Annotated in this window: 24 protein-coding genes; 12 read left to right on the forward strand and 12 right to left on the reverse strand. The window is 63.0% G+C overall.

Going from position 1 to position 25,478, the window contains the following annotated elements:
* Positions 1-4: 4 nt before the first annotated feature.
* The 4 genes from mrdA to NCS67_RS13710 form a co-directional block, all read right to left on the reverse strand.
* Positions 5-2,284 (reverse strand): penicillin-binding protein 2, encoded by a 2,280-nt coding sequence (gene mrdA / locus NCS67_RS13695; protein WP_008352166.1) that lies wholly within the window; start codon positions 2,282-2,284, stop codon positions 5-7.
* 82 nt (positions 2,285-2,366) lie between these two features.
* The gene (mreD, locus tag NCS67_RS13700; RefSeq protein WP_008352165.1) at positions 2,367-2,879 is read right to left on the reverse strand and encodes a rod shape-determining protein MreD; all 513 of its coding nucleotides are present in this window, start codon (positions 2,877-2,879) and stop codon (positions 2,367-2,369) included.
* Complete coding sequence (gene mreC / locus NCS67_RS13705) at positions 2,876-3,994, reverse strand: rod shape-determining protein MreC (protein WP_250435421.1); 1,119 nt, start codon at positions 3,992-3,994, stop codon at positions 2,876-2,878. Before mreC ends, mreD begins: the two co-directional genes overlap by 4 nt.
* Positions 3,995-4,179: 185 nt before the next feature.
* Positions 4,180-5,223 (reverse strand): rod shape-determining protein, encoded by a 1,044-nt coding sequence (locus tag NCS67_RS13710; RefSeq protein ID WP_004189550.1) that lies wholly within the window; start codon positions 5,221-5,223, stop codon positions 4,180-4,182.
* A gap of 380 nt (positions 5,224-5,603) precedes the next feature.
* Between NCS67_RS13710 and gatC the strand changes: the two genes are divergently transcribed.
* The 5 genes from gatC (at position 5,604) to NCS67_RS13735 (ending at position 10,661) form a co-directional block, all read left to right on the forward strand.
* Positions 5,604-5,903 (forward strand): Asp-tRNA(Asn)/Glu-tRNA(Gln) amidotransferase subunit GatC, encoded by a 300-nt coding sequence (gatC, locus tag NCS67_RS13715; RefSeq protein WP_008352020.1) that lies wholly within the window; start codon positions 5,604-5,606, stop codon positions 5,901-5,903.
* Positions 5,904-5,959: 56 nt separating this feature from the next.
* Complete coding sequence (gene gatA / locus NCS67_RS13720; protein WP_250435422.1) at positions 5,960-7,465, forward strand: Asp-tRNA(Asn)/Glu-tRNA(Gln) amidotransferase subunit GatA; 1,506 nt, start codon at positions 5,960-5,962, stop codon at positions 7,463-7,465.
* A gap of 2 nt (positions 7,466-7,467) precedes the next feature.
* Positions 7,468-8,937 carry an Asp-tRNA(Asn)/Glu-tRNA(Gln) amidotransferase subunit GatB gene (gene gatB, locus NCS67_RS13725; protein WP_250435423.1) on the forward strand — a complete coding sequence of 490 codons (1,470 nt, stop codon included), beginning with the start codon at positions 7,468-7,470 and terminating at the stop codon, positions 8,935-8,937.
* Between the two features lie 77 nt (positions 8,938-9,014).
* On the forward strand, positions 9,015-9,854 hold the full coding sequence (locus NCS67_RS13730) for a PPK2 family polyphosphate kinase (protein WP_250435424.1): 840 nt from the start codon (positions 9,015-9,017) through the stop codon (positions 9,852-9,854).
* Between the two features lie 21 nt (positions 9,855-9,875).
* Complete coding sequence (locus NCS67_RS13735) at positions 9,876-10,661, forward strand: exodeoxyribonuclease III (RefSeq protein WP_250435425.1); 786 nt, start codon at positions 9,876-9,878, stop codon at positions 10,659-10,661.
* A 1-nt stretch (position 10,662) separates the two neighbouring features.
* Here the strand turns inward: NCS67_RS13735 and NCS67_RS13740 are convergent, their stop codons facing one another.
* The 4 genes from NCS67_RS13740 to metX are packed head-to-tail and all read right to left on the reverse strand — an operon-like array spanning position 10,663 to position 14,656.
* Positions 10,663-11,577, reverse strand: a complete 915-nt coding sequence (locus NCS67_RS13740; RefSeq protein ID WP_250435426.1) for a M48 family metallopeptidase — start codon at positions 11,575-11,577, stop codon at positions 10,663-10,665.
* Positions 11,574-12,860 carry an AmpG family muropeptide MFS transporter gene (locus NCS67_RS13745; RefSeq protein WP_008352007.1) on the reverse strand — a complete coding sequence of 429 codons (1,287 nt, stop codon included), beginning with the start codon at positions 12,858-12,860 and terminating at the stop codon, positions 11,574-11,576. The genes NCS67_RS13740 and NCS67_RS13745 overlap by 4 nt, the downstream gene beginning before the upstream one ends.
* Before the next feature lie 45 nt (positions 12,861-12,905).
* Positions 12,906-13,514, reverse strand: coding sequence for a methionine biosynthesis protein MetW (gene metW, locus NCS67_RS13750; RefSeq protein ID WP_250435427.1), 609 nt, complete (start codon positions 13,512-13,514; stop codon positions 12,906-12,908).
* Positions 13,511-14,656, reverse strand: coding sequence for a homoserine O-succinyltransferase MetX (gene metX / locus NCS67_RS13755; protein ID WP_008352005.1), 1,146 nt, complete (start codon positions 14,654-14,656; stop codon positions 13,511-13,513). The genes metW and metX overlap by 4 nt, the downstream gene beginning before the upstream one ends.
* A 304-nt stretch (positions 14,657-14,960) precedes the next feature.
* Here metX and NCS67_RS13760 point away from each other — a divergent pair, with 304 nt between their 5' ends.
* Together NCS67_RS13760 and NCS67_RS13765 are read left to right on the forward strand one after the other, a co-directional pair.
* Positions 14,961-15,242 carry a type II toxin-antitoxin system Phd/YefM family antitoxin gene (locus tag NCS67_RS13760; protein ID WP_034470337.1) on the forward strand — a complete coding sequence of 94 codons (282 nt, stop codon included), beginning with the start codon at positions 14,961-14,963 and terminating at the stop codon, positions 15,240-15,242.
* Positions 15,239-15,559, forward strand: a complete 321-nt coding sequence (locus tag NCS67_RS13765) for a type II toxin-antitoxin system RelE/ParE family toxin (RefSeq protein ID WP_008352003.1) — start codon at positions 15,239-15,241, stop codon at positions 15,557-15,559. The genes NCS67_RS13760 and NCS67_RS13765 overlap by 4 nt, the downstream gene beginning before the upstream one ends.
* Here the strand turns inward: NCS67_RS13765 and NCS67_RS13770 are convergent.
* Complete coding sequence (locus tag NCS67_RS13770; RefSeq protein ID WP_008352002.1) at positions 15,545-16,297, reverse strand: pyrimidine 5'-nucleotidase; 753 nt, start codon at positions 16,295-16,297, stop codon at positions 15,545-15,547. The two genes, NCS67_RS13765 and NCS67_RS13770, sit on opposite strands and share 15 nt — an antisense overlap.
* Before the next feature lie 61 nt (positions 16,298-16,358).
* Positions 16,359-17,258 carry an acetylglutamate kinase gene (argB, locus tag NCS67_RS13775; protein ID WP_008352001.1) on the reverse strand — a complete coding sequence of 300 codons (900 nt, stop codon included), beginning with the start codon at positions 17,256-17,258 and terminating at the stop codon, positions 16,359-16,361.
* 144 nt (positions 17,259-17,402) lie between these two features.
* Here argB and NCS67_RS13780 point away from each other — a divergent pair, with 144 nt between their 5' ends.
* The 5 genes from NCS67_RS13780 to NCS67_RS13800 all read left to right on the forward strand — a co-directional run bounded on the left by NCS67_RS13780 (position 17,403) and on the right by NCS67_RS13800 (position 23,087).
* Positions 17,403-17,624 (forward strand): cysteine-rich CWC family protein, encoded by a 222-nt coding sequence (locus NCS67_RS13780; RefSeq protein ID WP_008352000.1) that lies wholly within the window; start codon positions 17,403-17,405, stop codon positions 17,622-17,624.
* A 108-nt stretch (positions 17,625-17,732) separates the two neighbouring features.
* Positions 17,733-19,031, forward strand: a complete 1,299-nt coding sequence (locus tag NCS67_RS13785) for an ATP-binding protein (RefSeq protein WP_008351999.1) — start codon at positions 17,733-17,735, stop codon at positions 19,029-19,031.
* A 45-nt stretch (positions 19,032-19,076) separates the two neighbouring features.
* Positions 19,077-19,619, forward strand: coding sequence for a response regulator transcription factor (locus tag NCS67_RS13790; protein ID WP_008351997.1), 543 nt, complete (start codon positions 19,077-19,079; stop codon positions 19,617-19,619).
* Between the two features lie 443 nt (positions 19,620-20,062).
* Positions 20,063-21,640 (forward strand): methyl-accepting chemotaxis protein, encoded by a 1,578-nt coding sequence (locus NCS67_RS13795; RefSeq protein ID WP_250435428.1) that lies wholly within the window; start codon positions 20,063-20,065, stop codon positions 21,638-21,640.
* Between the two features lie 145 nt (positions 21,641-21,785).
* Entirely contained in the window at positions 21,786-23,087 is a 1,302-nt protein-coding gene (locus tag NCS67_RS13800; protein WP_034470340.1) for a solute carrier family 23 protein, read from the forward strand.
* 185 nt (positions 23,088-23,272) lie between these two features.
* Here the strand turns inward: NCS67_RS13800 and NCS67_RS13805 are convergent, their stop codons facing one another.
* A complete protein-coding gene (locus tag NCS67_RS13805) occupies positions 23,273-24,688 on the reverse strand; it encodes a KPHS_23130 family T6SS system protein (RefSeq protein ID WP_250435429.1) in 1,416 nt (471 codons plus the stop codon).
* Positions 24,685-25,478 (reverse strand): type VI secretion system Vgr family protein (locus NCS67_RS13810; RefSeq protein ID WP_250435431.1); only part of this gene is annotated, 794 nt, incomplete at its 5' end. The genes NCS67_RS13810 and NCS67_RS13805, both read right to left, overlap by 4 nt.

Genomic DNA, 25,478 nt, shown 5'->3' on the forward strand with positions numbered 1-25,478 from the left:
TCCTTTACTCGTCGATGCCGCCGGACGGCGCGAGAACGCGCACCCCGTCGTTTTCGTTGCTGCGCACCATGGTGGGCGTCGGCTCGCTCGGGCGCTTCTTCGGCGCGGGCGATCGGCCGGGCGTCGATGCAGGCACCGCAGCCGCAGGCGCAGCGGGCGGCGCCGATGCAGCGCGCGGTTTCGAGACTTTCGGAGCGGATGCCGCAGGCGCCGACGCCGCCTTCGCGACATCCGGATTCGACGCCGCTTGCGGCGAAAACGCCGGCGACGAATTCGCGACTGACGCGGGCAGCGCGACGGCGGCGGGCGGTTGCGTGCCGCCGATGACCGGCACGGTCGCTTCGGTCGTGGCCGAAGCCGCCGCTGCGACGGCCGCCGCTTCCGCGCCCGGCTTGAGACGGTCGACGAGGTAATAGTCGAGCACCTTGCGCGCGATCGGACCGGCGGACTCCGCGCCCCAGCCGCCGTTTTCGACGATCAGCGCGATCGCGATCTTCGGCTGCTCCGCCGGCGCGAACGCGATGAACAACGCATGGTCTCGCAGATGCTCGGCCGTTCCGCCGTGGCCCCGATAGTTCGCGCCCTGCAGCGAATAAACCTGTGCCGTGCCCGTCTTGCCCGCCGCGAGATAGGGCGCGCCCGCGAAAACCTTCGCTGCCGTGCCGTTCGTCACGACGCCTTCCATTGCGTGCTTGATGACGTCGATGTCCTTTTGCTGCACCGGAATCTTGTTGCTCGGATCGCGCACGACCGCGCGCAGGTCCTTGTTGATCGGATTCTCGATGTTGCGCACGAGGTGCGGCTTCATCACGACGCCGTTATTCGCGAGCGTCGCCGTCGCGTGCGCGAGTTGCAGGATCGTGAACGAGTTGTAGCCCTGTCCGATGCCGAGGCTGATCGTTTCGCCTTCGTACCATTTCTGCTGTTCGGGCTTGCGGTACGCCTTGCGCTTCCATTCCGTCGACGGAAGAATGCCCTTCGCCTCGCCCGCGATATCGATGCCGGTGATCTGGCCGAAGCCCCACGGCTTCATGAAGCCGGCCATCGCATTGACGCCGAGATCGCGCGCGAGCATGTAGAAGTACGTGTCGTTCGACACGACGATCGCGCGGTTCATGTCCACCCAGCCCTGACCCGAGCGCACGTCGTTGCGGAACGTGTGGCCGCCGAACGTGAAGTAGCCCGGATCCTGGAAGCCCCAGCCCGGCGTGCGCTTGTGCAGCGACAACGCGGCGAGCGCCATGAACGGCTTGTAAGTCGAGCCCGGCGGATACGTGCCGTGCAGCGGACGATTCAAGAGCGGATGATCCGGCGAATTGTTGAGCGCGTCCCAGGTTTGCTGATCGATGCCGTCGACGAACGAATTCGGATCGAAACTCGGCGCGGAGACGAATGCGAGCACGTCGCCGGTCGATGGCTCGATCGCGACGAGCGCGCCGCGCTTGCCCGCGAATGCCTGCTCCGCGACCTGCTGCAAGCCGATATCCAGCGACAACTGCAAATTGTTGCCCGGCGTCGCCTGCGTGCGCGACATCGTGCGTACCGGACGGCCGCCCGCGGTCACTTCCACTTCCTCGAAACCGGTCAGGCCGTGCAGCTCCGTTTCGTAGCTCTGCTCGACGCCGATCTTGCCGACGTAATCCGTGCCCTTGTAGTTGTTGGCGTCGAGGCGCGGATCGTAGTGATCCGAGCTTTCGTCGTTGGCGTCGCTCGCGTCGTCGATGCGCTCCTGATCGCGCTGCGAAATGCGCCCGATATAGCCGATCACATGCGCTGCGGTCGTGCCGAGCGGATATTGGCGGAACAGGCGCGCGCGCACTTCGACGCCGGGAAAGCGGAAACGCTGCGCCGTGAACTTGGCGACTTCCTCGTCGGTGAGACGCGTGCGAATCGGCAGGCTTTCGAAATTCTTCGAGTCTTCGAGAAGCTTCTTGAAACGGCGGCGGTCGCGCGCGTCGATCGGAATGACTTGCGACAGCTCGTCGATGGTTTCGTCGAGCGTGCCGTTGATCTTGGAGCGCGTGATTTCGAGCGTGTACGCCGAATAGTTCTTCGCCAGCACGACCCCGTTGCGGTCGGTGATGATGCCGCGATTCGGCACGATCGGCGCGACCGAAATGCGGTTCTCGTTTGCCTGCAACGAGTATTTGCTGAAATGCCAGACCTGCAGATAGAGGAAGCGCAGCCCGATCAGCCCGAAGCAGATGAACACGAACAGTCCCGCCGCCGCGACGCGCAGGCGGAACTTCGACAACTGTTGCTCGGTGTTCTTGATTTCGGTCATGCAGCTTTCGCGGTGTGCTCGCGATTCAAGTGTAGTTCGCGCGCGGCGGTTTTTTCGCCGACCCGGCGCCGCGCGGCAAGACTCAGATTGGACGCGTATCGTCCGGGTCGGCGGCGCGGCGTTGCGGCATCAGCAGGAGGAAGCTCGCGATCGGCCAGAGCAGCGCTTCGACGAATCCGTTGATGAGATAGCTCCAGCCGGGGAACGCGGCGCCCGTCATCAGGCGGATGATGAAAGGCACGAGATGCGCGCCCACCAGCAGCGGCGCGACGACGAACATCTGCACGGGCAGTGTCATCCACAGCACGCGGCGATGAATCGTGATCGCGCCGTACGAAAGCAGCGTGTAGGCCAGCGCGTGTTCGCCAAGGAGATTCGCGTTGTGCACGTCCATCAGGATGCCGAGCATGAACGCGATGCCCATGCCGACCTTGCGCGGTTGATGCACGTTCCAGAACAGCAGCACGAGCGCGACGAAATCCGGCACGCCGATGAGCCGTCCCCACGGCATGAGGTTCAGCAGGAACGCGGCGGCCAGGCTGAACGTGATGAAGTACGGATTGACCGGCTGCAGGATGTATTGCGGGCGGTTCATCGCGCGGCTCCCGATGATGCGGGTTTCGGCGCATGCGCCTTCTTCGACGGTTTCGCCGCCGCGCCCGATGCAGCTTTCGGCTCGGCCGCCTTCTCCGACGGCTTCGCGGGCGCGGGCGCTGCCGGTGTTGCAGCCGCTGGCGCAGAACCCGGCACCGGAGCGGAAGCGCCGCTCGCGCCCGCTGCGGCGGCAGCCTTCGGCGCGGGCTTCTTCTTGCCCTTGTTTTCCTTCGCTTCCTTGGCGGCCGCGGCTGCTTCGACTTCGACCGGATTCGGCGGCTGATTCAAGTTGTAGTGCAGCACGAGCAACTGGCGCGCGCCGCGCACGGCCGCGATCGGCACGCAGACGACGCGCGCGAACGCCGTATCCGCCTGCTTGTCGACGCGCAGCACCTTCGCGACCGGCAGTCCCGGCGGATAGATGCCGTCGAGGCCGCTCGTCACGAGTTCGTCGCCGGCTTCGACGTCGGCGCTGATCGGCACGAAGCGAAGATCGAGCGTGTCGCCCTTCGGCGTGCCGTAAATCACGCTGCGCAAGCCGGTGCGCGAGATCTGGACGGGCACGGCCTGGTCTTTATCGGTGAGCAGCGTGACTTCGGATTGCAGCGGAAACACGCGCGTCACCTGACCGATCACGCCGTCTTCGGTGACGACGGGCGCGCCGTCCTGGATATTCTGCTGCGAACCCTTGCCGATCACGACTTTCTGCGTGAACGGATCGCGCGTGTCGTATTGAATTTCGGCGGGCGTTTCTTCGGTCGTTGCGCGCGATTGCAGATTCAGCAGCGCGCGCAGATGCGCGTTCTCGATGGCGAGCTGGGCCGCGTCGCCCGCCTTGACGGAAAGCTCCAGATTCTTGTCGCTGAGCTTGCGGTTTTCGCTGCGCAGCGTCGCGCTGGTCACGGCGAGATCGGCGGCGCCCATGAAGATGTCGCGCGGCACCAGCGCCGCGCGCTGCAACGGATACAGCCCGGCGCCGAGCATCCCGCGAACGATTTCCAGCGTGCTGAAGCGAGCGTCCGAGATGAGCAGCGCGATGGCGAGCACCACGAAGAAAATCAGGCGCGCGAGCGCGGAAGGGCCTTGCTTGAAAAGGGGCGGCGGACTGTATTCCATGGTCGGCGCCGAGGGCGTGAACGGATGGATCGATGCTGCAGGTCACTTCGCCGGCGGCGAAACCTGCCCTACGCTGTTCCGACAACGGCCCGGACAGAGGCCGGGCCGTGCGCGCGTCGCGTTACGCGGGTGCTTGCAAGCGTGCTTCGGCGTTGCGTCGATATCCGGACGCCCGAAGCAGCAGATCACTCGTACGAGAAGATGCTGCCGAGCTTGTCCATGCGCTCGAGCGCCATGCCCGAGCCACGCACCACGCAAGTCAGCGGATCTTCGGCGACGAGCACCGGCAGGCCGGTTTCTTCCGCGAGCAGGCGGTCGAGATCGCGCAGGAGCGCGCCGCCGCCCGTCAGCATCATGCCGCGCTCCGCGATGTCCGCGCCGAGTTCCGGCGGCGTCTGTTCGAGCGCGATCTTCACCGACGACACGATCTGGTTCAGCGGGTCGGTCAGCGCTTCGAGAATTTCATTGCTCGAAATGGTGAAGCTGCGCGGAATGCCTTCCGACAGATTGCGGCCCTTGACTTCCATTTCCTTCACTTCGGAGCCGGGGAACGCCGAGCCGATTTCCTTCTTGATGGCTTCGGCTGTTTGCTCGCCGATCAGCATGCCGTAGTTGCGGCGGATGTAGTTGACGATGGCCTCGTCGAACTTGTCGCCGCCGACGCGCACCGAGCCCTTGTACACGATGCCGCCCAGCGAGATGACGCCGACTTCCGTCGTGCCGCCGCCGATGTCGACGACCATCGAGCCCGTTGCTTCCGAAACCGGCAGGCCCGCGCCGATTGCCGCGGCCATCGGCTCTTCGATCAGATAGACCTGCGAGGCGCCCGCGCCGTGTGCCGCTTCCTTGATCGCGCGGCGCTCGACTTGAGTGGAGCCGCACGGCACGCAGATGATGATGCGCGGCGACGGCGAGAACATGCGGGATTCGTGAGCGGTCTTGATGAACTGCTTGATCATCTGCTCGGTGACGGTGAAGTCGGCGATCACGCCGTCCTTCATCGGGCGGATGGCCTCGATGTTGCCCGGCACTTTACCGAGCATCTGCTTGGCTTCCTTGCCGACCGCCTGAATGGTCTTCTTGCCGTTGGGGCCGCCTTCCTGGCGAATCGAAACGACCGAGGGTTCGTCGAGGACGATGCCCTTGCCGCGCATGTAGATCAGCGTGTTGGCGGTGCCGAGGTCAATCGCCAGGTCGTTGGAGAAATAGCTGCGCAAAAAACCGAACATTCAAAAATCCTGTCTCGCTGGGTGGCCGTTCGTCGCGAGGAGCGCCGGGGACGGCAGCGGAAAAAATAACGGTTTGCCGGGGCGGCGAACGCTCGCCGGGAAGGGCAAATCCGGGAAGAAATCTACTGCAGAACGGAACGCTGGACGCAAACGTTTCTCGGAATCCATCAAATGCGGGAGAAAGCCGCCGACAAGCCGTTCCAGAGGTGAGTCAGTCGAACGTGTAATGATACCTTATAATTTGTGGGTATCTATAGGAAAAGGATGGCAGTTTTTGCCATCGCCAGACCTGTTTCCGAGGGCTCCTTTCAAGATCGCAACTGGCTGCTGCAGCGAAAGTTTTCGAGATTGAGGCTGTCCACGCTTTCTCCGGTGAATCCATGTCTTTGACCCTGACCGACGTAAAACGCATCGCGCACCTCGCGCGGCTCGAATTGCCCGACCACGAAGCCGAGCCCACGCTCACGCGGCTCAACGATTTTTTCGGTCTCGTCGAGCAGATGCAGGCCGTCGACACGACCGGCATCGAACCGCTCGCGCACCCGATCGAGCAGATCGAGGAAGTCGCGCTGCGTCTGCGTGACGACGCTGTCTCAGAGCGTGTCGAACGCGAAGAGTTCCAGCGTTGCGCGCCCGCCGTGCAAGACGGACTCTATCTCGTGCCCAAAGTCATCGAATAAGCATCAAACATTCAGCGTCAGCGCGTGATTCACACCGCGCTCATCAGGAAACTGCAATGCATCAGAAAAGCTTGACCGAACTGCGCGCCGCGCTCGACTCGAAGGAAGTATCCGCGGTCGAACTGGCGCAGTCGTATCTGCGGCGCATCGAGGGCGCGAAGGAACTGAACGCGTTCATCGGCGTCGACGCCGCGCTCACGCTCGAACAGGCGAAAGCCGCCGACGCGCTCATCGGCGAAGGCCGCGCGGGCGCGCTCACCGGCTTGCCGATCGCGCACAAGGACGTCTTCGTCACGCGCGGCTGGACATCGACCGCCGGCTCGCACATGCTCGAAAACTATTCGAGTCCGTTCGATGCGACCGTCGTCGATCGCCTCGCGAACGCCGGTATGGTCACGCTCGGCAAGACCAACATGGACGAGTTCGCGATGGGCTCGTCCAACGAGAATTCGTACTTCGGCGCGGTGAAGAATCCGTGGGATATGAAGGCCGTGCCGGGCGGTTCGTCGGGCGGTTCGGCTGCTGCCGTGGCCGCGCGTCTCGCGCCCGCCGCGACCGGCACGGACACCGGCGGCTCCATCCGCCAGCCCGCTTCGTTCACCGGCATCACCGGCATCAAACCGACGTATGGCCGCGTTTCGCGTTATGGAATGATCGCGTTCGCGTCGTCGCTGGATCAGGGCGGCCCGATGGCGCAAACGGCGCACGACTGCGCGCTGCTGCTGAACGCGATGGGCGGCTTCGACGAGCGCGATTCCACGAGCCTTCAACGCGAGAACGAAGACTACACGCGCTATCTCGGCAAGACGTGGAACGGCAGCGATGATGCCGGCAAGCCGCTGAAGGGCCTGCGCATCGGCATGCCGAAGGAGTATTTCGGCGCGGGTCTCGCCGACGACGTGCGCGCGTCCATCGACGCCGCATTGAAGCAATACGAGGCGCTCGGCGCGACGCTCGTCGAAGTGTCGCTGCCGAAGACCGAGCTTTCGATTCCCGTGTACTACATTATCGCGCCGGCGGAGGCATCGTCGAATCTGTCGCGCTTCGATGGCGTGCGCTACGGGCATCGCGCGGCCGAGTACCGCGATCTGCTCGACATGTACAAGAAGTCGCGCGCGGAAGGCTTCGGGCCGGAAGTGAAGCGGCGGATTCTCGTCGGCACGTACGTGTTGTCGCACGGTTATTACGACGCGTACTACCTGCAGGCGCAGAAGATTCGCCGCATCATCGCGCGCGATTTCCAGGAAGCGTTCAAGCAGTGCGACGTCATCATGGGACCGGTCGCGCCGTCGGTCGCGTGGAATCTCGGCGAGAAGGCCGACGATCCCGTGCAGATGTATCTCGCCGATATCTACACGCTTTCCGTGAGCCTCGCGGGCCTGCCCGGCATGAGCGTGCCGTGCGGTTTCGGCGCGGGCGCGAATGCGAATCGGCCGGTCGGTCTGCAGATCATCGGCAACTATTTCAACGAAGCCCGGATGCTCCAGGTCGCCGACGCTTATCAGCGCGCGACCGACTGGCACCGCAAGGCACCTGCATCGGCATTGGCATCGGGAGTGTGAACATGCAGTGGGAAGTCGTCATCGGTCTGGAAACGCACGCGCAGCTTTCCACCGTCTCCAAGATTTTTTCCGGCGCGCCCACGCAGTTCGGCGCGAGCCCGAATTCGCAGGCGAGTCCCGTCGATCTCGCGTTGCCCGGCGTGTTGCCTGTGATGAACCGCGGCGCCGTCGAGCGCGCGATCCGCTTCGGTCTCGCGATCGGTTCGCACATCGCGCCGCGCAGCATCTTCGCGCGCAAGAACTACTTCTATCCGGATCTTCCGAAGGGCTATCAGATCAGCCAGTACGAGATTCCGGTCGTGCAGGGCGGGCAGATCACGATTCAGGTGCCGGCCAACGAGAAGGCGGGCAAGGAAGCGTACGAGAAGACCATCAACCTGACGCGCGCGCACCTCGAAGAGGACGCGGGCAAGTCGCTGCACGAAGACTTCGCGGGCATGACGGGCATCGACCTGAACCGCGCGGGCACGCCGCTGCTCGAAATCGTCACTGAGCCGGAAATGCGCAGCGCCGCGGAAGCGGTCGCGTATGCGAAGGCACTGCACGGTCTCGTCGTGTGGCTCGGCATCTGCGACGGCAACATGCAGGAAGGCTCGTTCCGTTGCGACGCGAACGTCTCGGTGCGCCCGGTCGGCCAGAAGGAATTCGGCACGCGCGCCGAGATCAAGAACTTGAACTCGTTCCGCTTTCTCGAAGAAGCGATCCAGTACGAAGTGCGCCGTCAGATCGAGCTGATCGAAGACGGCGGCACGGTGGTTCAGGAAACGCGTCTTTATGACCCGGACAAGCGCGAAACGCGTTCGATGCGCAGCAAGGAAGACGCGCACGATTACCGCTATTTCCCCGATCCCGATCTGATGCCGCTCGTGATCGATGCATCGTGGATCGATCGCGTGAAGGGCGAGATGCCCGAGCTGCCGGCGGACATGCAGAAGCGTTTCGTCGACACGTACGGTTTGACGCCGTATGACGCGGGCGTGCTGACTTCGTCGAAGGCGATGGCGTCCTACTTCGAAGCGCTCGTGCAGAAAGCGGGCGCGGCCCAGGCGAAGATCGCCGCGAACTGGATGATGGGCGACGTCTCCGCGCAACTGAATCGCGAATCGCTCGATATCAGCGAATCGCCGGTATCGGCTGCGCAGCTCGCGCTCATCATTCAGCGCATCGCCGATGGCACCATCTCCAACAAGATCGCGAAGGACATTTTCCAGACGATCTGGGAAGAGAAGGCGACCGACGAGGCCGCCGCGGATCGCATCATCGACGCGAAGGGTTTGAAGCAGATTTCCGACACCGGCGCGCTCGAGGCGATCATCGACGAGGTGCTTGCGGCAAACCAGAAGTCGGTCGAGGAATTCCGCGCGGGCAAAGAGAAGGCGTTCAACGCGCTGATCGGCCAGGCGATGAAGGCGACCAAGGGCAAGGCGAATCCGCAGCAGGTGAACGAGCTTTTGAAGAAGAAGCTCGGCTGATTGTTTCGGTGCGTGAAAGACAGGGCCGTTGCCGGTTAAGCTAGGCGACGGCCTTTCTTTTTGGTGATCACAAAAATATGGCAAAAAAACCCGAACTCGACGACTTCCGTGTGCCTTTCTTCGACGCCGGCAAGAAGCGCAAGCCATTCGACCTGAGCGCGATCGATCCGTCCGCGAAGCCGTTTTCCAGCGGCACGAAGGACATCGACCGCGAGCGTCTCACGGCGATCGGCGTGCAACTCGACGATCTTCAGGAGAAACTGCACGCGCAGCGCCGCCGGCGCGTGCTGCTCGTGCTGCAGGGCATGGACACGAGCGGCAAGGACGGCACGGTGCGCGCGGTGTTTCACGATGTCGATCCGCTCGGCTTGCGCATCGTGCCGTTTCGCGCGCCGTCCGAGCGCGAGGCCGCGCACGATTTTCTGTGGCGCGTGCACGCGCAGGCGCCGATGGCCGGCGAATTCGCGATCTTCAACCGCAGTCACTACGAAGACGTGCTCGTGCCGCTCGTGCTGAAGTCGATCGATGCCGACGAATGCGAACGGCGTTATCGGCATATTCGCGAATTCGAGGCGCTGCTCGCTGACAGCGGCACCACCATCGTCAAATGCTTCCTGCACATTTCGAAGGACGAGCAGCGCGAGCGACTGCAGGCGCGCATCGACGATCCGACGAAACACTGGAAGTTCGACGTCTCCGATCTCGAAGCGCGCAAGCAATGGGACGACTATCAGGCCGCATACGCCGACGCGCTCGCGGCGACATCGACGGATTACGCGCCTTGGTACATCATTCCGGGCAATTCGAAGACGCATCGCAACGTGATGGTCGCAGAGCTGCTGTTGCGCACGATGCAGGACATGAAGCTCGAATTCCCGCCGGCGAAAGAATCGCTGAAGGGCGTGAAGGTCGAATAATCAAGATCAAAAAGGAAGAACATGTTTCGCGTGATAACCGCCAATCTCAACGGCATCCGTTCGGCCGCCAAGAAAGGTTTCTTCGACTGGTTCGGAGAGCAGAAATCCGACGTCGTGTGCGTCCAGGAAATCAAATGCTCGCAGGACGATCTGACGCCGGAATTTCTCGCGCCGCACGGTTTCCAGGGCTATTTCCAGCACGCGGTGAAGAAGGGCTACAGCGGCGCCGGTCTGTACACGCGCCACGAACCGGATGACGTGATCATCGGCTTCGGTTCGGAAGAGTTCGATCCGGAAGGGCGCTATGTCGAAGCGCGTTTCAGCAAGTTGTCGGTCGTTTCGGTGTATGTGCCGTCGGGTTCGAGCGGCGACGAGCGTCAGCAGGCGAAGTATCGCTTCATGGACGAGTTCATGCCGCATCTGGACGCGCTTTCGAAGGAGCGCGAAGTCATCCTGTGCGGCGATGTGAATATCGTGCACAAGGAAATCGACATCAAGAACTGGAAGAGCAACCAGAAGAATTCCGGTTGTTTGCCCGAAGAACGCGCGTGGCTCACGAAGCTTTTCGACGACGTCGGTTATGTCGATGTATTCCGCACGCTCGATCAGCGTCCCGAGCAATATACGTGGTGGAGCAATCGCGGCCAGGCGTATGCGAAGAACGTCGGGTGGCGTATCGATTATCAGATCGCGACGAAGGAAGTCGCCGCGACCGCGAAGAAGACGTCGATTTTCCGGGATATCAAGTTCAGCGACCACGCGCCGCTGACGATCGATTACGACTGGAAGATCGCGAAGAAGAAGTGAGCTAGCGCCCGCTCTTCTTGAACCGCCCCATCCCGGCGTAATTCGGCAATTGATCGATGGTCTTGCCGACCGCCTTCGCATAGAGCGGCATCATGTCCGGCATGCGTTTGAGCAGATCCTGCCGGCGATCCGGCCCGTACGGATGCAGCCAGATGAAGCCATCGTCCGCGCGGCGCGTGCCCGAATCGATCTTGTTCCACAACGTGACGGCCGCGCGCGGATCGTAGCCCGCGCGCGACGCGATCTCGCTGCCGATCACGTCGGCTTCGGTTTCGTCGGCGGGGGAATAGCGCATCGTCAGCAGTTCATCGCCGATATCGGGCTGCTGCGACGCGTAATTCGAAAAGCCGAAAAGCTGCGGCATGCCGTTCGACGAGAGCTGCGCCGCCTGCTGCCGCCCGAGCCGCTCGCGCGCATGCTCGCGCAACGCGTGCGCGATTTCATGGCCGATCATCATGCCGATCTCGTTGTCGTTCAGATGCAGCTTGTCGATCAGCCCGCTGTACACGACGATCTTCCCGCCCGGCAGGCAGACCATGCGCTCGTCGGCCGACTTGATGACGTTGATCTCCCACTTCCAGCTCTTCGCGCGATCGTTCCACTTGAGCGCGAACGGAATCTCGTGATTCGCGATATCGCGCACGCGTTTGACGAGCGGGTTGGTATCGGGGAGCAGCGTCTTGTTGCGCTCGGCATCGTGGATGACCTGCGCGTATTCGTCGGCGGCCTGCGCTTCGAGCGTCGCGGGCGCAATCAGGTTGCGAAACAGCGCCGTATTGCCGAAACGGATCTGGTTGTTCGGTGCGGAGTACGGCGGCGGCGTCTTTTGTTCGTCCTGGGCATGCGCGGACGAAGGCGCGAGCGACGCCCATGTCCATGCGCAAACCAAGGCGCGAAGCTTGAAAGAAACCGTCATCGTCGAATTCTCCAGGGCGCGATCTTGGGCAACAGTAACATGCCCGGAATGGACAGCGCGACGCAGATCATGAAGTACGGAAACCAGCCGGTTTCATTCACGATGTAGCCGCTGCCCGCCGCCGCGAAGGTGCGCGGCACGGCCGCGAGGCTCGTGAAGAGCGCGAATTGCGTCGCGGTGTAGCGCGGGTCGGTCGTGCTCGCGATATACGCCGTGAAGGTCGCGAGCGTGAGACCCGTCGCGAAGGTTTCGAAGCCGTACAGCACGCCGAGCGCGAACGGCGACGGCCCGATCTTCGCGAGCCATGCGAAGCCGAGCGTCGCGACGATCTGCAGAATTCCGAAGATCCACAAGCCGCGCGCAATGCCGATCTTCACGAGCGCGATGCCGCCGAGCAAGCCGCCCGCGATGCTCGCCCAGAACGCGACCGCTTTCGCGATCACGCCGATCTGCGCGAGCGAGAATCCGACGTCGATGAAGAACTTCGTCGCGAGCGCGGTGGCCATCGTATCGCCGAGCTTGTACAGGAAGATGAAACTGAGCACGAGCAGCGCCGCGCGCCAGCCGTCACGCGTGACGAACTCGTGAAAGGGCTCGACGATCGCCTCGCGCAGATTTTTCGGCGGCGCGCCATGAATCTGCGGCTCCTTCACGACGAGCGTCATGATGAGTCCCGGCAGCATGAACGCGGCCGTGATCAGAAAGACGCTTTTCCACGGCAGGACGGTCGCGAGAATCAGCGACAGCGAACCGGGCACGAGTCCCGCGACCTTATATGCGTTGACGTGCACCGCGTTGCCGAGCCCTTGTTCGGTGTCGGCGAGGAGCTCGCGGCGATAGGCATCGATGACGATATCCTGACTCGCGCTGAAGAACGCGACGAGCGCGGCGATCGCGGCGACGGCCCAGAGATTCTGCTCGGGCGAGAAGAAGCCGAACGAGCCGATCGCGATCATCACGAGCACTTGCGTGACGAACATCCAGCCGCGCCGCCTGCCCGGACTCCAGCCGGGAAAGCGCGGAATGAAACGGTCCATCAGCGGCGACCAGACGAATTTCCACGTGTACGGAAGTCCGATCAGCGCGAAGAGACCGATCTCCTTGACGTTGATGTGCGCGGTCGTGAGCCACGCCTGCAACAGGCTATAAAGCGTGAAGAGCGGCAATCCGGACGTAAAGCCGAGAAAGACGCAAATGAGGATGCGCTTGTTGAGGAACGCGCGCCATCCGGGATGATCTTCGTGAGCAGTTAGAGCGGGCGCCTCGTGTGGCGTATCGGGCATGTCAGATAACGGGCAGTTGTCGATGCGGGAACCCGCCGGTCGATGTTACCGGCGCTTCACGCGATAGACCGCAAGACTACCACGCCAGTTCGCGCCCCAACGGACCGCCTGCCCGCCGTGCAGCACCACGCGATCCAGAATCTCGATGCCCACTTCCGGCGCGAGCGCCTCGAAGTCCTTGATCGTGAGCACGCGCACGTTCGGCGTGTTGTGCCATTGATAAGGCAGCGATTTCGACACCGGCATGCGTCCCTGAATCACCGAAAGCCGATGCTGCCAGTAACCGAAATTCGGAAACGACACAATGCATTCGCGTCCGACGCGCACCGTTTCGCGCAGGATCGCGGCGGTCTGATGGATCGTCTGCAGCGTCTGCGAGAGGATCGCGAAGTCGAAGCTGTCGTCTTCGAAGAGACGCAAGCCGTCTTCGAGATTCTGCTGGATCACGTTCACGCCTTTTTGCGCGCACGCGAGCACGCCGGCATCGTTGATTTCGATGCCGTAGCCCTTCACTTCCAGTTCTTCACCGAGCAGCGACAGCAGCGAACCGTCGCCGCAGCCGAGATCGAGCACCGTCGAGCGCGGTTCGACCCAGCGGGCGATCGCGCGAAAGTCCGAGCGCAGCGCGAGGGAATCGAGAGTGTGCTGGTTCATGCGCCGATCTCCGTGGCAATGCGTTCGTAGTAGGCGCGCATCAGATTGTGATAGCGCGCGTCGTCGAGCAGGAAGGCGTCGTGGCCGTGCGGCGCGTCGATTTCCGCGTAGCTCACCGTGCGCTTGTTGTCGAGCAGCGCCTTCACGATCTCGCGCGAGCGCGCCGGCGCGAAACGCCAGTCGGTCGTAAAGCTGGTGATGAGATATTTCGCCGATGTATTGGCGAGCGCTTTCGTTAGATCGCCGTCGAAGGCTTTCGCGGGATCGAAATAATCGAGCGCGCGCGTGATGAGCAGATACGTGTTCGCATCGAAGTATTCGGCGAACTTGTCGGCCTGATAGCGCAGATACGACTCCACTTCGAATTCGACATCGAAATTGAAGTTGTACGCGTCGAGCGCGCCTTCGGCACGGCGCAGCGCGCGGCCGAATTTCACGGCCATGTCGTCGTCCGACAGATACGTGATGTGGCCGATCATCCGCGCGACGCGCAAGCCGCGGCGCGGCTTCACGCCGTGCGCGTAGTAATCGCCGCCGTGGAAGTCGGGGTCCGAGAGGATCGCGGAGCGCGCCGTCTCGTTGAACGCGATGTTCTGTGCGGACAGCTTCGGCGTCGACGCCACCACGATGCAATGCGCGAGCCGCTCCGGATACATCATGCTCCACGCGAGCGCCTGCATGCCGCCCAAGCTGCCGCCCATCACGGCCGCGAAGCGCTCGATACCGAAGCGGTCCGCGAGACGCGCCTGCGCGTTCACCCAGTCCTCGACGGTGACGACCGGAAAGCTCGCGCCATACGGTTTTCCGGTTGCGCCGTCGATGCTCATCGGTCCGGTCGAGCCGAAACACGAGCCGAGATTGTTCACGCCGATGACAAAGAAGCGGTTCGTGTCGAGCGGCTTGCCGGGGCCGACCATGTTGTCCCACCAGCCGACGTTCTTCGGGTTATCGGCGTGAATGCCGGCGACGTGATGCGACGCGTTCAGCGCATGGCACACGAGCACGGCGTTCGAGCGCGCGGCGTTCAGTTCGCCATAGGTTTCGACGACGAGTTCGTAGTCGCCGAGCGACGAGCCGTTCTGCATCCGCAGCGGCTCGGTGAAGCGCATTGTTTGGGGAGTGACGATGCCGATCGATTCCATTCATTCCGCCTTTGACCTGGCGGCTAAACGGTGTCGGCGATGCGCTGCCTGAGAAATCGAGCGCGGCTGACGACCTCTTTAGCCGCATTTATAGTGAACCCCGCGAAAGATCACTGAGGTTCGCGCGCCCGCAATCGAGTCAGCAAATCGGCGCACTGTTCATGTTCGAGAAAATCTCGTTAGCGGGGAAGTATAGCGGAAAACGTCATAACGCCGTCAATAATGCCGCCATCTGCCGCGCCTTGGATGCGGCCCGCTTTAGCGTCTATATTGTCTAATCGCCTCGTCGTCCCGAGGAAAGGACATGAAACCGAGCCGGGTCAGACCGCTCAGTCACCTGAAGAGCCGCGCGGCCGAGATGATCCGCAATATCGTCGAGAGCCGCGAGCCGATGCTCATCACGCAGAACGGTGAAGGCAGGGTCGTCGTGCAGGATGTGCAGTCCTATGAAGACCTGCATCAGACGCTTGCCTTGCTGAAGATTCTCGCGATGGGACAGAAGACCATCGAAGCCGGCCACTGCGTGAGCGCCGGCGATGTCTTCGCCGAGATAGAGCGCATGGACCGCGAGGAAGGCTTCAAATGAAGACCGTTTTCCTGGATCCGGTGCGTCGGGATCTGCAGGATTTCCGGCGCTATGTCATCAACAAGTTCGGCGGCACGGCGTGGGCCGCTACGCGCAACAAGTTCGCGGAAACCATTGCCGAGATCGAAGCCGCGCCGCGCAACGGCTCGACGCCGCCCGAGCTCGTCGACTTTCGCATGTCGGGCTATTACGAAGTGCCGAGCGGCACGAACCGCATCATCTACAAGGTCGATGGCGACACGATTTACGTGCATCTCGTCGTCGATGCACGCTCGGACCTCGAAGACATACTCGCGCGCCGCTTATTTCGGATGTAGCGGCAATCGGCGCGATTGCGTCAGCGCGCGCAGCGAGCGCACCGTGCGATCCACATAGTGCGGCCGCCCGGAACCGGGCTTGCGAATCGACAGCCCGCCGTTCGACGTTTTCGCGACCGGCAGATGTCCGACGATCCACACGGTGCGAATCCCGAGCCGCCGATACGACTTCAGATGCCCGCGCGTGTCCTCGACGAGAATCGCGTCCTCGAGACGCACGTGCGCGCGGCGCATCGCGTGGCGGAGCATCGGCGCATCCGGCTTGGCGCGCCAATGGTGGCCGCTGCGCATGTCTTCGATGGCAATCACGCGCTCGAACAGCTTCGCGATGCCCAGTTCCGCGAGCACCGTGCGCGCGTAGAGCGTCGGCGCGTTGGTGAGCACGATCTTGCGTCCGGGCAGCGCGCGCAGCATGCGCGTGAGGCCGCGTTCGGCGCGCAGCATCGACGCAAGATCGGGAAACGTGTGCACCTCGTGCAGGAAGTCGGCGGCATCGACGCCGTGATGCCGCACGAGCCCGAGCAGCGTCGCGCCGTAACGCACGGTATAGCCGACGCGCAGCCGGTTCGCCTCGTCGACGTCGACGTTCAGGCGATCCATGATGTACTGCGTCATGCCGCGATTGATCGCCGGAAACACCGCGTGCGACGCGTGATGCAGCGTGTTGTCGAGATCGAAGAGCCAGACGGGGCCGCGCGTCTTGACGCGGCGTCGGCGGGAAATGCGTTGCGCGGTCATCGTGCGCCGTTATCGTAAGAACGCCCGCGCGAAGGCGGGCGTCTTTAGCAAGGGAACGAGCTCAATGCGAGCGGATCATCGTGCCGAACGGCTGCTCGGTCAGGATTTCGAGCAGCACCGAATGTTCGATGCGGCCATCGATGATGTGCACCGAGCGCACGCCGCTCTTCGCGGCATCCAGCGCGGACGAAATCTTCGGCAGCATGCCGCCGGAGATGGTGCCGTCGGCGAAGAGGGCGTCGATCTCGCGCGCGGAAAGATCGGTGAGCAGATTGCCTTCCTTGTCCATCACGCCGGGGATGTTCGTCATCATGACGAGCTTCTCCGCGTTCAGGACGACGGCGAGCTTGCCCGCGACGAGGTCCGCGTTGATGTTGTACGAGAGGCCGTCTTCGCCGAAGCCGATCGGTGAAATGACCGGGATGAACGCGTCGTCCTGCAGCGCCTTGACGACCGCCGGATTGATCGCCTCGACCTCGCCGACCTGACCGATGTCGATGAACTGGCCCGGATTGTCGCGGTCCGGCATCATCAGCTTGCGCGCGTGGATCAGGCCGCCGTCCTTGCCGGTCAGACCGACCGCGTGGCCGCCGAAGTGATTGATGAGCGTGACGATATCCTGCTGCACTTCGCCGCCGAGCACCCACTCGACGACTTCCATCGTCTCTTCGTCGGTGACGCGCATGCCTTGAATGAAGGTGCCCTGCTTGCCGATCTTCTTCAGCGCCTGATCGATCTGAGGGCCGCCGCCATGCACGATCACCGGATTGATGCCGACGAGCTTCAGCAGAATGACGTCGCGCGCGAAGCCCTGCTTAAGGCGCTCTTCGGTCATGGCATTGCCGCCGTATTTGATCACGACCGTCTTGCCGTGATACTGACGGATGTAGGGCAGCGCCTCGGCCAGGATTTCAGCCTTCAGGGTCGGCGCGATTTGCGTGAGGTCGGGTAGCTCGGACATGGCGGCAAATGAGGCGAGGAGCGTTTAAACACGCCGAATTGTACAGGACCGACGCTCCGCGGCAGGACGAATTGCCGCGGTCGCGCCACGTTTTCCGGCGGGCGTTCCGGCGTGCGATCATCGTTTCGGCAGATTGATGACAAGATGATGAACCCATCCACGGAAACGAACGAACGCGAAGCGCCGGGCGCGCAGGTTTGCGAACGCTGCGGCGCGACGTTTCGCTGCGGCGCGCTCGCGGGCGATGCGTCGTGCTGGTGCGCGTCGCTGCCCGCGTTGCCGCTGGATCGATTGCGGCCCGGCATTCGTTGTCTGTGTCCCGCGTGTCTCACAACGGAAGCCGGGCGCGGCACGACTTCCAGTTAGCAGAGCGCGTGCCGAGGTGCGACAAATCGCGCCAGATGTCGCAGCAGGCGGGATGCAAACGGGATAATGTCGCACGGAGCGCGCACGCGCTAACACGCACTCAATCAGATGCATCGCATAACGAACACCGGACGGGTCAATCTCGGTCATCTTTTCTGGCTTCGCTCGCTCGCGATCATCGGCCAGCTGACGACCATCGCCGTCGTCCAGATATTCTTCGGCGCGAAGCTTCCGCTGCCGGCGATGCTGCTCGTCATCGCGCTCGAAATGGTCTTCAACGGCCTCACTTGGATGCGCGTCGCGCGGGCGCGTCCGGAAACCAATCTCGAACTGTTCGGGCAGATGCTCGTCGACCTCGGCGCGCTGTCGGCGCTGCTGTTCCTGTCCGGCGGCGCGACCAATCCGTTCGTCACGCTTTATCTGCCGTCGCTCGCGATCGCCGCCGCCGTCCTGCCGTGGACGATGATGACCTGCCTCGCGCTCTTCGCCGTCACCTGTTACGCGCTGCTTAGTTACAACTATGTGCCGCTCAACATCGAGAATCCGGCCAATCTGTTCGATTATTTCCGCACGGGCCTGTGGGTCAACTTCATGGTGAGCGTCGTGCTGATCGGCTGGTTCGTCGCGCGCATGTCGCGGGCGCTGCGCGTGCGCGACGCCGCGCTCGCCGACGCGCAGCAGCGTCATCTTCGCGATGAACGGGCCGTCGCGCTCGGCGTGCAGGCGGCGACCGTCGCGCACGAAATGGGCACGCCGCTTTCGACCATCGCGATGCTGTCGGAGGAATTGCGCGATTCAGCCGCGCACGACAAGAACCTCGCACCCTACGCGGCCGATTTCGAATTGCTCGAACAGCAGATGGCTTTGTGCACGTCCGCGCTCGCGCGCCTGCGCAGCCGCGCGACCGGGCCGTCGAGCCGCCAGGCGCTCGACGAGTGGCTGTCGAGTTTCATCGAGCAATGGCGTCTGCGGCATCCGCAGGTGAAATTCGCGCAAATCGACCGGACGCCCGCGGATGCATCGATCGACGATGCCGTCGCCGTCGGACAGATTTTGACGATCCTGCTCGACAACGCCGCGCGCGCGAGCAGCGAATCGGTGACGCTGCAGGCGTCGGCGGAAACCGTCGACGAACTGGATTACGTGCGCTTCGACGTGTGCGACCGCGGTCCGGGCATTCCTGCCGCGCTGCGCGGCACGCTGGGCGCCGGACCGGTGGACAGCACGCAGGGCGGACACGGCGTCGGGTTATATCTGGCGTTTGCGGCGGCGGCGCGGCTCGCAGGTTCGATCGAACTGATCGACGGCAAGCCGCGCGGCACGTGCGCCGTGTTGCGCCTGCCGAATCGCGGCGCGGTGGCGGCGCCCGCGCAGACGGCAAGAACTGAACGAAGCGGCGCGGCCTGAACTCGAACTCAGGCGCACGCGAGCGGCATTTTGGAGAAGAAACACATGAGCGATACCAACTTCCTGATCATCGACGACGATGAAGTCTTTGCCGGCATTCTCGCCCGCGGCCTGACACGGCGCGGTTTCACGCCGCATCAGGCACACAATGCGGACGAAGCGCTGAAGCTCGCCAACCAGCACAAATTCGGCATGATCACCGTCGATCTTCACTTGGGCAACGATTCCGGCCTGCGTCTCGTCGCGCCGCTGCGCGACCTGCAACCGGACGCGCGCATTCTCGTGCTGACCGGCTACGCGAGCATCGCGACGGCCGTGCAGGCGGTGAAGGACGGCGCGGACAACTATCTCGCGAAGCCGGCGAACGTCGAGTCGATTCTTTCCGCGCTGCACGAGCAGGCGAGCGAGCAGACGGCCGAAGAGGCGATCGAGAACCCGACGCTGCTTTCGGTCGCGCGGCTCGAATGGGAGCACATCCAGCGCGCGCTGGCGGAGAACAACGGCAATATTTCCGCGACGGCGCGCGCGCTCAACATGCATCGGCGCACGCTGCAGCGCAAATTGGCGAAGAAACCGGTGCGGCAGTAAGGCGGATGACGCCCGAGGAAGCTCGGGCGTCGTTTCGATATCGATGCGTTCGAAAATCGCATCGACGAAAACGGGCGCCCAAAAAAAAGAACCGCCCAAGCCGGGTGCCAAGGGCGGAAATCGGAGAGTTGCAACGACATGCGCGTACATGGAACACGCATGGACAAAGCATACGTTGCAGCGTTGGGCGCCCAAATCAGAAAATTCCCAATTAGGAATTTGCTTAGGTTGTCTGCTACTTAGCAGCAATTTGCGGATTTCTTTCGGACGAGCTTTCGCGGTTCTTTCGTCCTCGTTTCAGCGTCCATTTCGCCGGCGTTATCTCCTTCATACGCGCTCAAGAATTTTGCAGCGAGCGCCGTAAAGCCACTCTGTGCGCGAACCGAAGTTTGCGCCGCGCCGTCCGCGGGCGTCGTCCGCGGGGCGTGAAAGAGGAGACTTCGATGAAATGGTTTGACCGCCTGTCCGTGCTCAGCAAGCTTTTGCTGTCTTTCGCGGTCGTGATTCTGTTCACTGCGTGCGTGGGCGCCACCGGCGTGGTTTCGCTCGCGAAGATGAACTTCCTGATCGAGGAAATCGGCGACCGTCACATGGACGGCCTCTATTGGGTCGAGGAAATCAACAAGCACAAGCTCAACACGGACCTCGCCGCCGCCAACCTCACTTTCGCCGACGATGCCGGCAAGGAAAAGCTTAAGGAAGGCATGGCCGGATCGCTCGACAGCATGCACCGCGCGTTCGAGCGCATGCGCCCGACGATGCGCTCGGCAGAAAGCCTCGCGCTCTACGATGCGGCCAGCAAGTCCGTCGCCGCGTGGGAAGACATCGTGCTGATGCAGATGGGCAAGAAAGCGATGCCCGTCGACGTCGATCAGATGGGCCTCATCGCGCGCGCGATCGCCGCGAGCGAGAAGGCGCGCGAATCGCTTGAGCGTCTCGCCGACTTCAAGCGCAAGCGCGCGACCGAGGCGCGCAGCAGCGCGGCATCGGAATATGAAACGATGCGCGTCGTGATGCTCGCGCTCGTGTTCGGCGCGATGGTCGCGGGCGCGTTGCTCGCGGTGCTGATCGGGCGGCGTCTGTCGGCGCAACTCGGCGGCGAGCCGGCGTACGCGGCGGATATCGCCGACCGCATCGCGCGCGGCGATCTGGCGACGCGCGTCGCCACGCGTCCCGGCGACGACAGCAGCATGCTCGCGAGCCTCGGCAACATGAGCGCGAAGCTCGCGGACATCGTCGGCGGGATTCGGCATTCGAGCGATTCGATCCTGTACGCATCGCGCGAAATCGCGCAGGGCAACACCGATCTGTCGCAGCGCACGGAAGAGCAGGCGGCATCGCTGGAAGAGACGGCGTCGAGCATGGAGCAGCTCACGCAGACCGTGCGGCAGAACGCGAGCAGCGCGGACGAAGCGAGCGGGCTCGCGCGCGGCGCGTCGGATGTATCGGCGCGCGGCAGCGAGCTCGTGGGCGAGGTCGTCGACAACATGCGCGAACTGGCGTCGGGCTCGAAGCGCATGACGGACATCATCGCGGTGATCGAGGGCATCGCGTTCCAGACCAACATACTCGCGCTGAACGCGGCCGTGGAAGCGGCGCGCGCCGGCGAGGAAGGGCGCGGCTTCGCGGTGGTCGCGGGCGAAGTGCGCTCGCTCGCGCAGCGGAGCGCGACGTCGGCGAAGGAAATCAAGGAGCTGATCGAAGCGTCGACGGCGCGCGTGGACAGCGGCGCGGCGCTCGCCGAGCGTGCCGGCGCGACGATGGCCGAAGTCACGCAGGCCGTGCAGCGCGTGACGGACATCATGGCGCAGATTTCGTCGGCATCGCATGAGCAGAGCGCGGGCATCGAGCAGGTGAATCGCGCGGTCGCGCAGATGGACGAGGTGACGCAGCAGAACGCGGCGCTCGTCGAACAGGCCGCCGCCGCGGCGGGCGCGATGGCCGATCAGGCCGAGCAATTGAAGAGCGCGGTCGCGGTTTTCGAGCTGGAGCGCGACGTCTCCGGCGCGGGAAAAGTGTGACGCGTCGCGGGCATGCGACGGCCAAACGGTCGTAATATCGGCTCGCTTGCCACCCGAGAGCCCGCTCCGTACACTCGCGCCTGATTTTTTCAGATCGAGCGCGCCGCACGGAGCGGCGCCTCACCGCCGCCAAGGAGCCCCGCCGATGTCCGATTCCTATTTCCCGCGCTGGCCGGTCCAGCCGGACGCCCAGGAGGGTCGCGTCGTCGGGCCCGACCAGCGCCTCGCCTGGCCGCAGATGATCGCGATGGGCGTTCAGCACGTCGTCGCGATGTTCGGCTCGACCGTGCTCGCGCCGCTCTTGATGGGCTTCGATCCCAATCTGTGCATCTTCATGTCGGGCATCGGCACCTTGCTGTTTTTCGTGCTGGTCGGCGGGCGCGTGCCGAGTTATCTCGGTTCGAGCTTCGCGTTCATCGGCCTCGTGATCGCGGTGACGGGATACAGCGGTCATGGCCCGAACCTGAACATACCGGTGGCGCTCGGCGGGATCATTGCGTGCGGCGTGGCTTACACGATCATCGGATTGATCGTTGCGGCGGTCGGCACGAAGTGGATCGAAGCGCTGATGCCGCCGGTCGTGACGGGCGCGATCGTCTGCGTGATCGGGCTGAATCTCGCGCCGATCGCGGTGAAAGGCGTGATGGGCAGCAGCTTCGAATCGTGGATGGCGCTCGTCACCGTGCTGTGCGTGGGCGGCGTCGCGGTGTTCGCGCGCGGGATGGCGCAGCGGCTGCTGATCCTGATCGGTCTCGCGATCGCGTACATCATTTATGCGGCGCTCACGAACGGGATGGGCATGGGCAAGCCGATCGACTTTTCGATCGTCGCGAACGCTGCGTGGTTCGGCATGCCGCACTTCACCGCGCCTGTCTTCGAAGCCCCGGCGATGACGCTGATCGCGCCGGTCGCGATCATTCTCGTCGCGGAGAATCTCGGGCACATCAAGGCTGTCGGCGCGATGACCGGCAAGAGTCTCGACAAGTACATCGGACGCGCGTTCATCGGCGACGGGCTGGCGACGATTGCATCGGGCTTTGCCGGGGGCACCGGTGTGACGACGTATGCCGAGAACATCGGCGTGATGGCCGTCACGAAGATCTATTCGACGCTCGTGTTCGTGATCGCGGCGCTGTTCGCGATCGTGCTCGGGTTTTCGCCGAAGTTCGGCGCACTGATTCAGACGATTCCGGGGCCGGTGCTCGGCGGTGTGTCGATCGTCGTGTTCGGGCTTATCGCGGTGACGGGCGCGCGCATTTGGGTCGTCAACAAGGTGAATTTTTCGGATAACCGGAATCTGATCGTTGCGGCGGTGACGCTCGTGCTCGGGACCGGGGATTTCACGCTGAAGCTCGGTGGGTTCGCTCTCGGTGGCATCGGGACGGCTACGTTCGGCGCTATCATCTTTTATGCGCTGTTGCGGCGGCGGGGGGCGGGGGTGGTTTGAGGGCTTTTGCCGCTCGGTTTCAATTTCTTGGGTTTGAGAACATTGCGCTCGTACGGGGCGGCATCGGTGGATGACGTCCCTCAAACCGCGCAAGCGCGCCCGTCGCAGACGCGCTGGCTCAGCGATCGACGCGCCACAGCGCGCGTCGCCACCTCAGCCGATCCATCCGCTCTTCCTGATCGATTTCATCCCCCCGAACGCGCTCGCTCGTAGAACTCCTGAGTCACTGTGCGCCGCTTGAAGATCTGCGCAGCGGGCTGAACTATCAACAGAAAGACTAGCCCCGCGGCCGCGATACCCCGAAACCAGCCAGGGCCGAACTCGCCCGCTTCGCCCAGGATCAGCAGCAACACGGTCAGGCAAACGAAGCCGTATGAAGTCGACATTTGAATCAGGCTCAGGTTCGGCTCGACGGCGCGCGCGATCGGTGCATAGTCCTTGCCGATCAAATTCAGCCGGACACCTTCGGCGGCAGGCGTGACTACGACCTGCGGACCCTGCCCGTACTGCATCAATTCAGCCGCGAGTGCTTGCATCAGCAGCGGGCTGGCCGGTCCCGGAAGGCCGATTGCATGATCGAGGTCGAGCAAGGTCAATTCCGGCTCGCTGTCCTTGACCGCTGCGCGCATCACGTGCCCGTCGGGTTTGGACAGACCGCTTATCCACATGTGCTTCAGGCGCTTGACCGGTGTCGGCTCGGCAGTGACAAGCGTCTTGATGGCGTCAGGTATGTCGTCTGTTGTCGTGGGCATCGAGCGAAAGAGCCGCGCCTTGGGCTTGAGCTTCTTCTCGCGAAGCAGATTCCATGAAGCGAACAGCAGCGCGACGGCCGCTTCCGTGCAAGGTGCCGCGCCTTCCTCCTGAAGCTGACACGCGAGCAGAAGGCACAGGTCCGGCGTTCTCTTGCGCCGGTCATGGTCGTAGTCATAGCGGGCGGTCTGGTTCGTCATCCACGTATCGAGCAACGCCGAACACTCGTTCGCTTCGACGCGGCTCACAGCGATGTGCTCGAGGTTCGGCACTTCGAGCGCTTGCAGCACGCCGCGAAGTTGCGCGACGTGCGTCTCATGTGACGTCTGAAGCGCAATGTGGATGGTGCTTTTCCCTGCGAAGCGCGCGAGATGCGGCATCAACGGTTCGACAAGCTGCGTAAGCAACGCGGCGAAGTCGCGCTGCGCCAGCTTCGGCGATTTGCCGCCGTTCGCGGGCGGCGTCCCGTCCAGCGCGGCCATGCGTTCAGCGAGTTGCACTTCAGGCGTCAGCGTCACGGTATCGAGCAAGGCCAGATCCCAGCGCGCCCAATCACGCCAGTCGGCGAAATGGTCCTTGCACAGGTAGTTCCACCAGTCGACACGCGTGTTCCAATCCTCGTAGGACTGATACAGCAAGGCGCAGAACGCGCCCCACAGCAGTAAAGGCACCACCAACGCGAAGAGAAAGAACGTGCCCGATAAGATCGCTTCGCCCTGTTTCCAGTTCAGGATCGTGAGGATGAAGCCCGCGATGACGACAACGATTAGTGCAACGGCCGGAATCCACGGCGAAGGGTATTTCCAGTGCTTGAACTCGGGTATGGAAGGAATGCGCCAATCCATGCTCATGCGATGTCCATTCCTTGCGTCGTCGCTTTGACGATACTGCCGCATTGCGTGCGGCAACCGTCCGCGACGATATTGCGGCCGTGCTCTTCGTAGCCGTCACCGCATTCGATGATCGGGTTGCTTTGCGCCTCGGCGGAAATCAACAGCCCCTGACCCGCTCGAACGGCTCCTTTCGCATCGCTGCGCAGCTCAAAACCGAGTCCGCGAAGCTGGTCTCCGTTATTGACCGCATGACCGAGATTCAGTTGTGACTTACCTGGGTCCGTCGCAATCTTGATGTGTTCCTGATTCTCCCGATCCTCGACTTGAATCGTGTTATTGCGAATCGTGTGAATGACGACATTACGCGTGCGCCACTTGTGTTGCTGATGAACCGGGTCGGTATCTTGCGAGTTATGCAGCGCATGGAGTATGTATGGCAGATCCGGATTGCCCGCAAAGAACGCGATGGCAACCTCAGTACCCGGAATAAAGGGCATGTGAAACCCGCTCTGCCACTTCCCCGCGAAAGGCTTGCCGAGCCTCAACAGACAGCTATTCAGCCCCGCGACGCGCTTCTCCCGATCATCGTGAAACTGGACGATGTATTCGCCGTGTGCGTCGATATAAGGTCCGCTATACCCTTCCGTCGAAGCGATGGTTCCCGTTATCGTGCCCTCGATGCGCGGCCATTCCGACTCGCGCAGCGGCATCCGATACAAGCGATCGGAAGCAATCGCGGTGAACTCGACCTTGTACCCTTGCGTGCGTGAAGCGCTGCACTTCATGCTCACGATCAGCAAGCCATATT

Origin of the sequence: Caballeronia sp. ATUFL_F2_KS9A, assembly GCF_023630765.1 — a bacterium.
Lineage (GTDB): Bacteria > Pseudomonadota > Gammaproteobacteria > Burkholderiales > Burkholderiaceae > Caballeronia > Caballeronia zhejiangensis.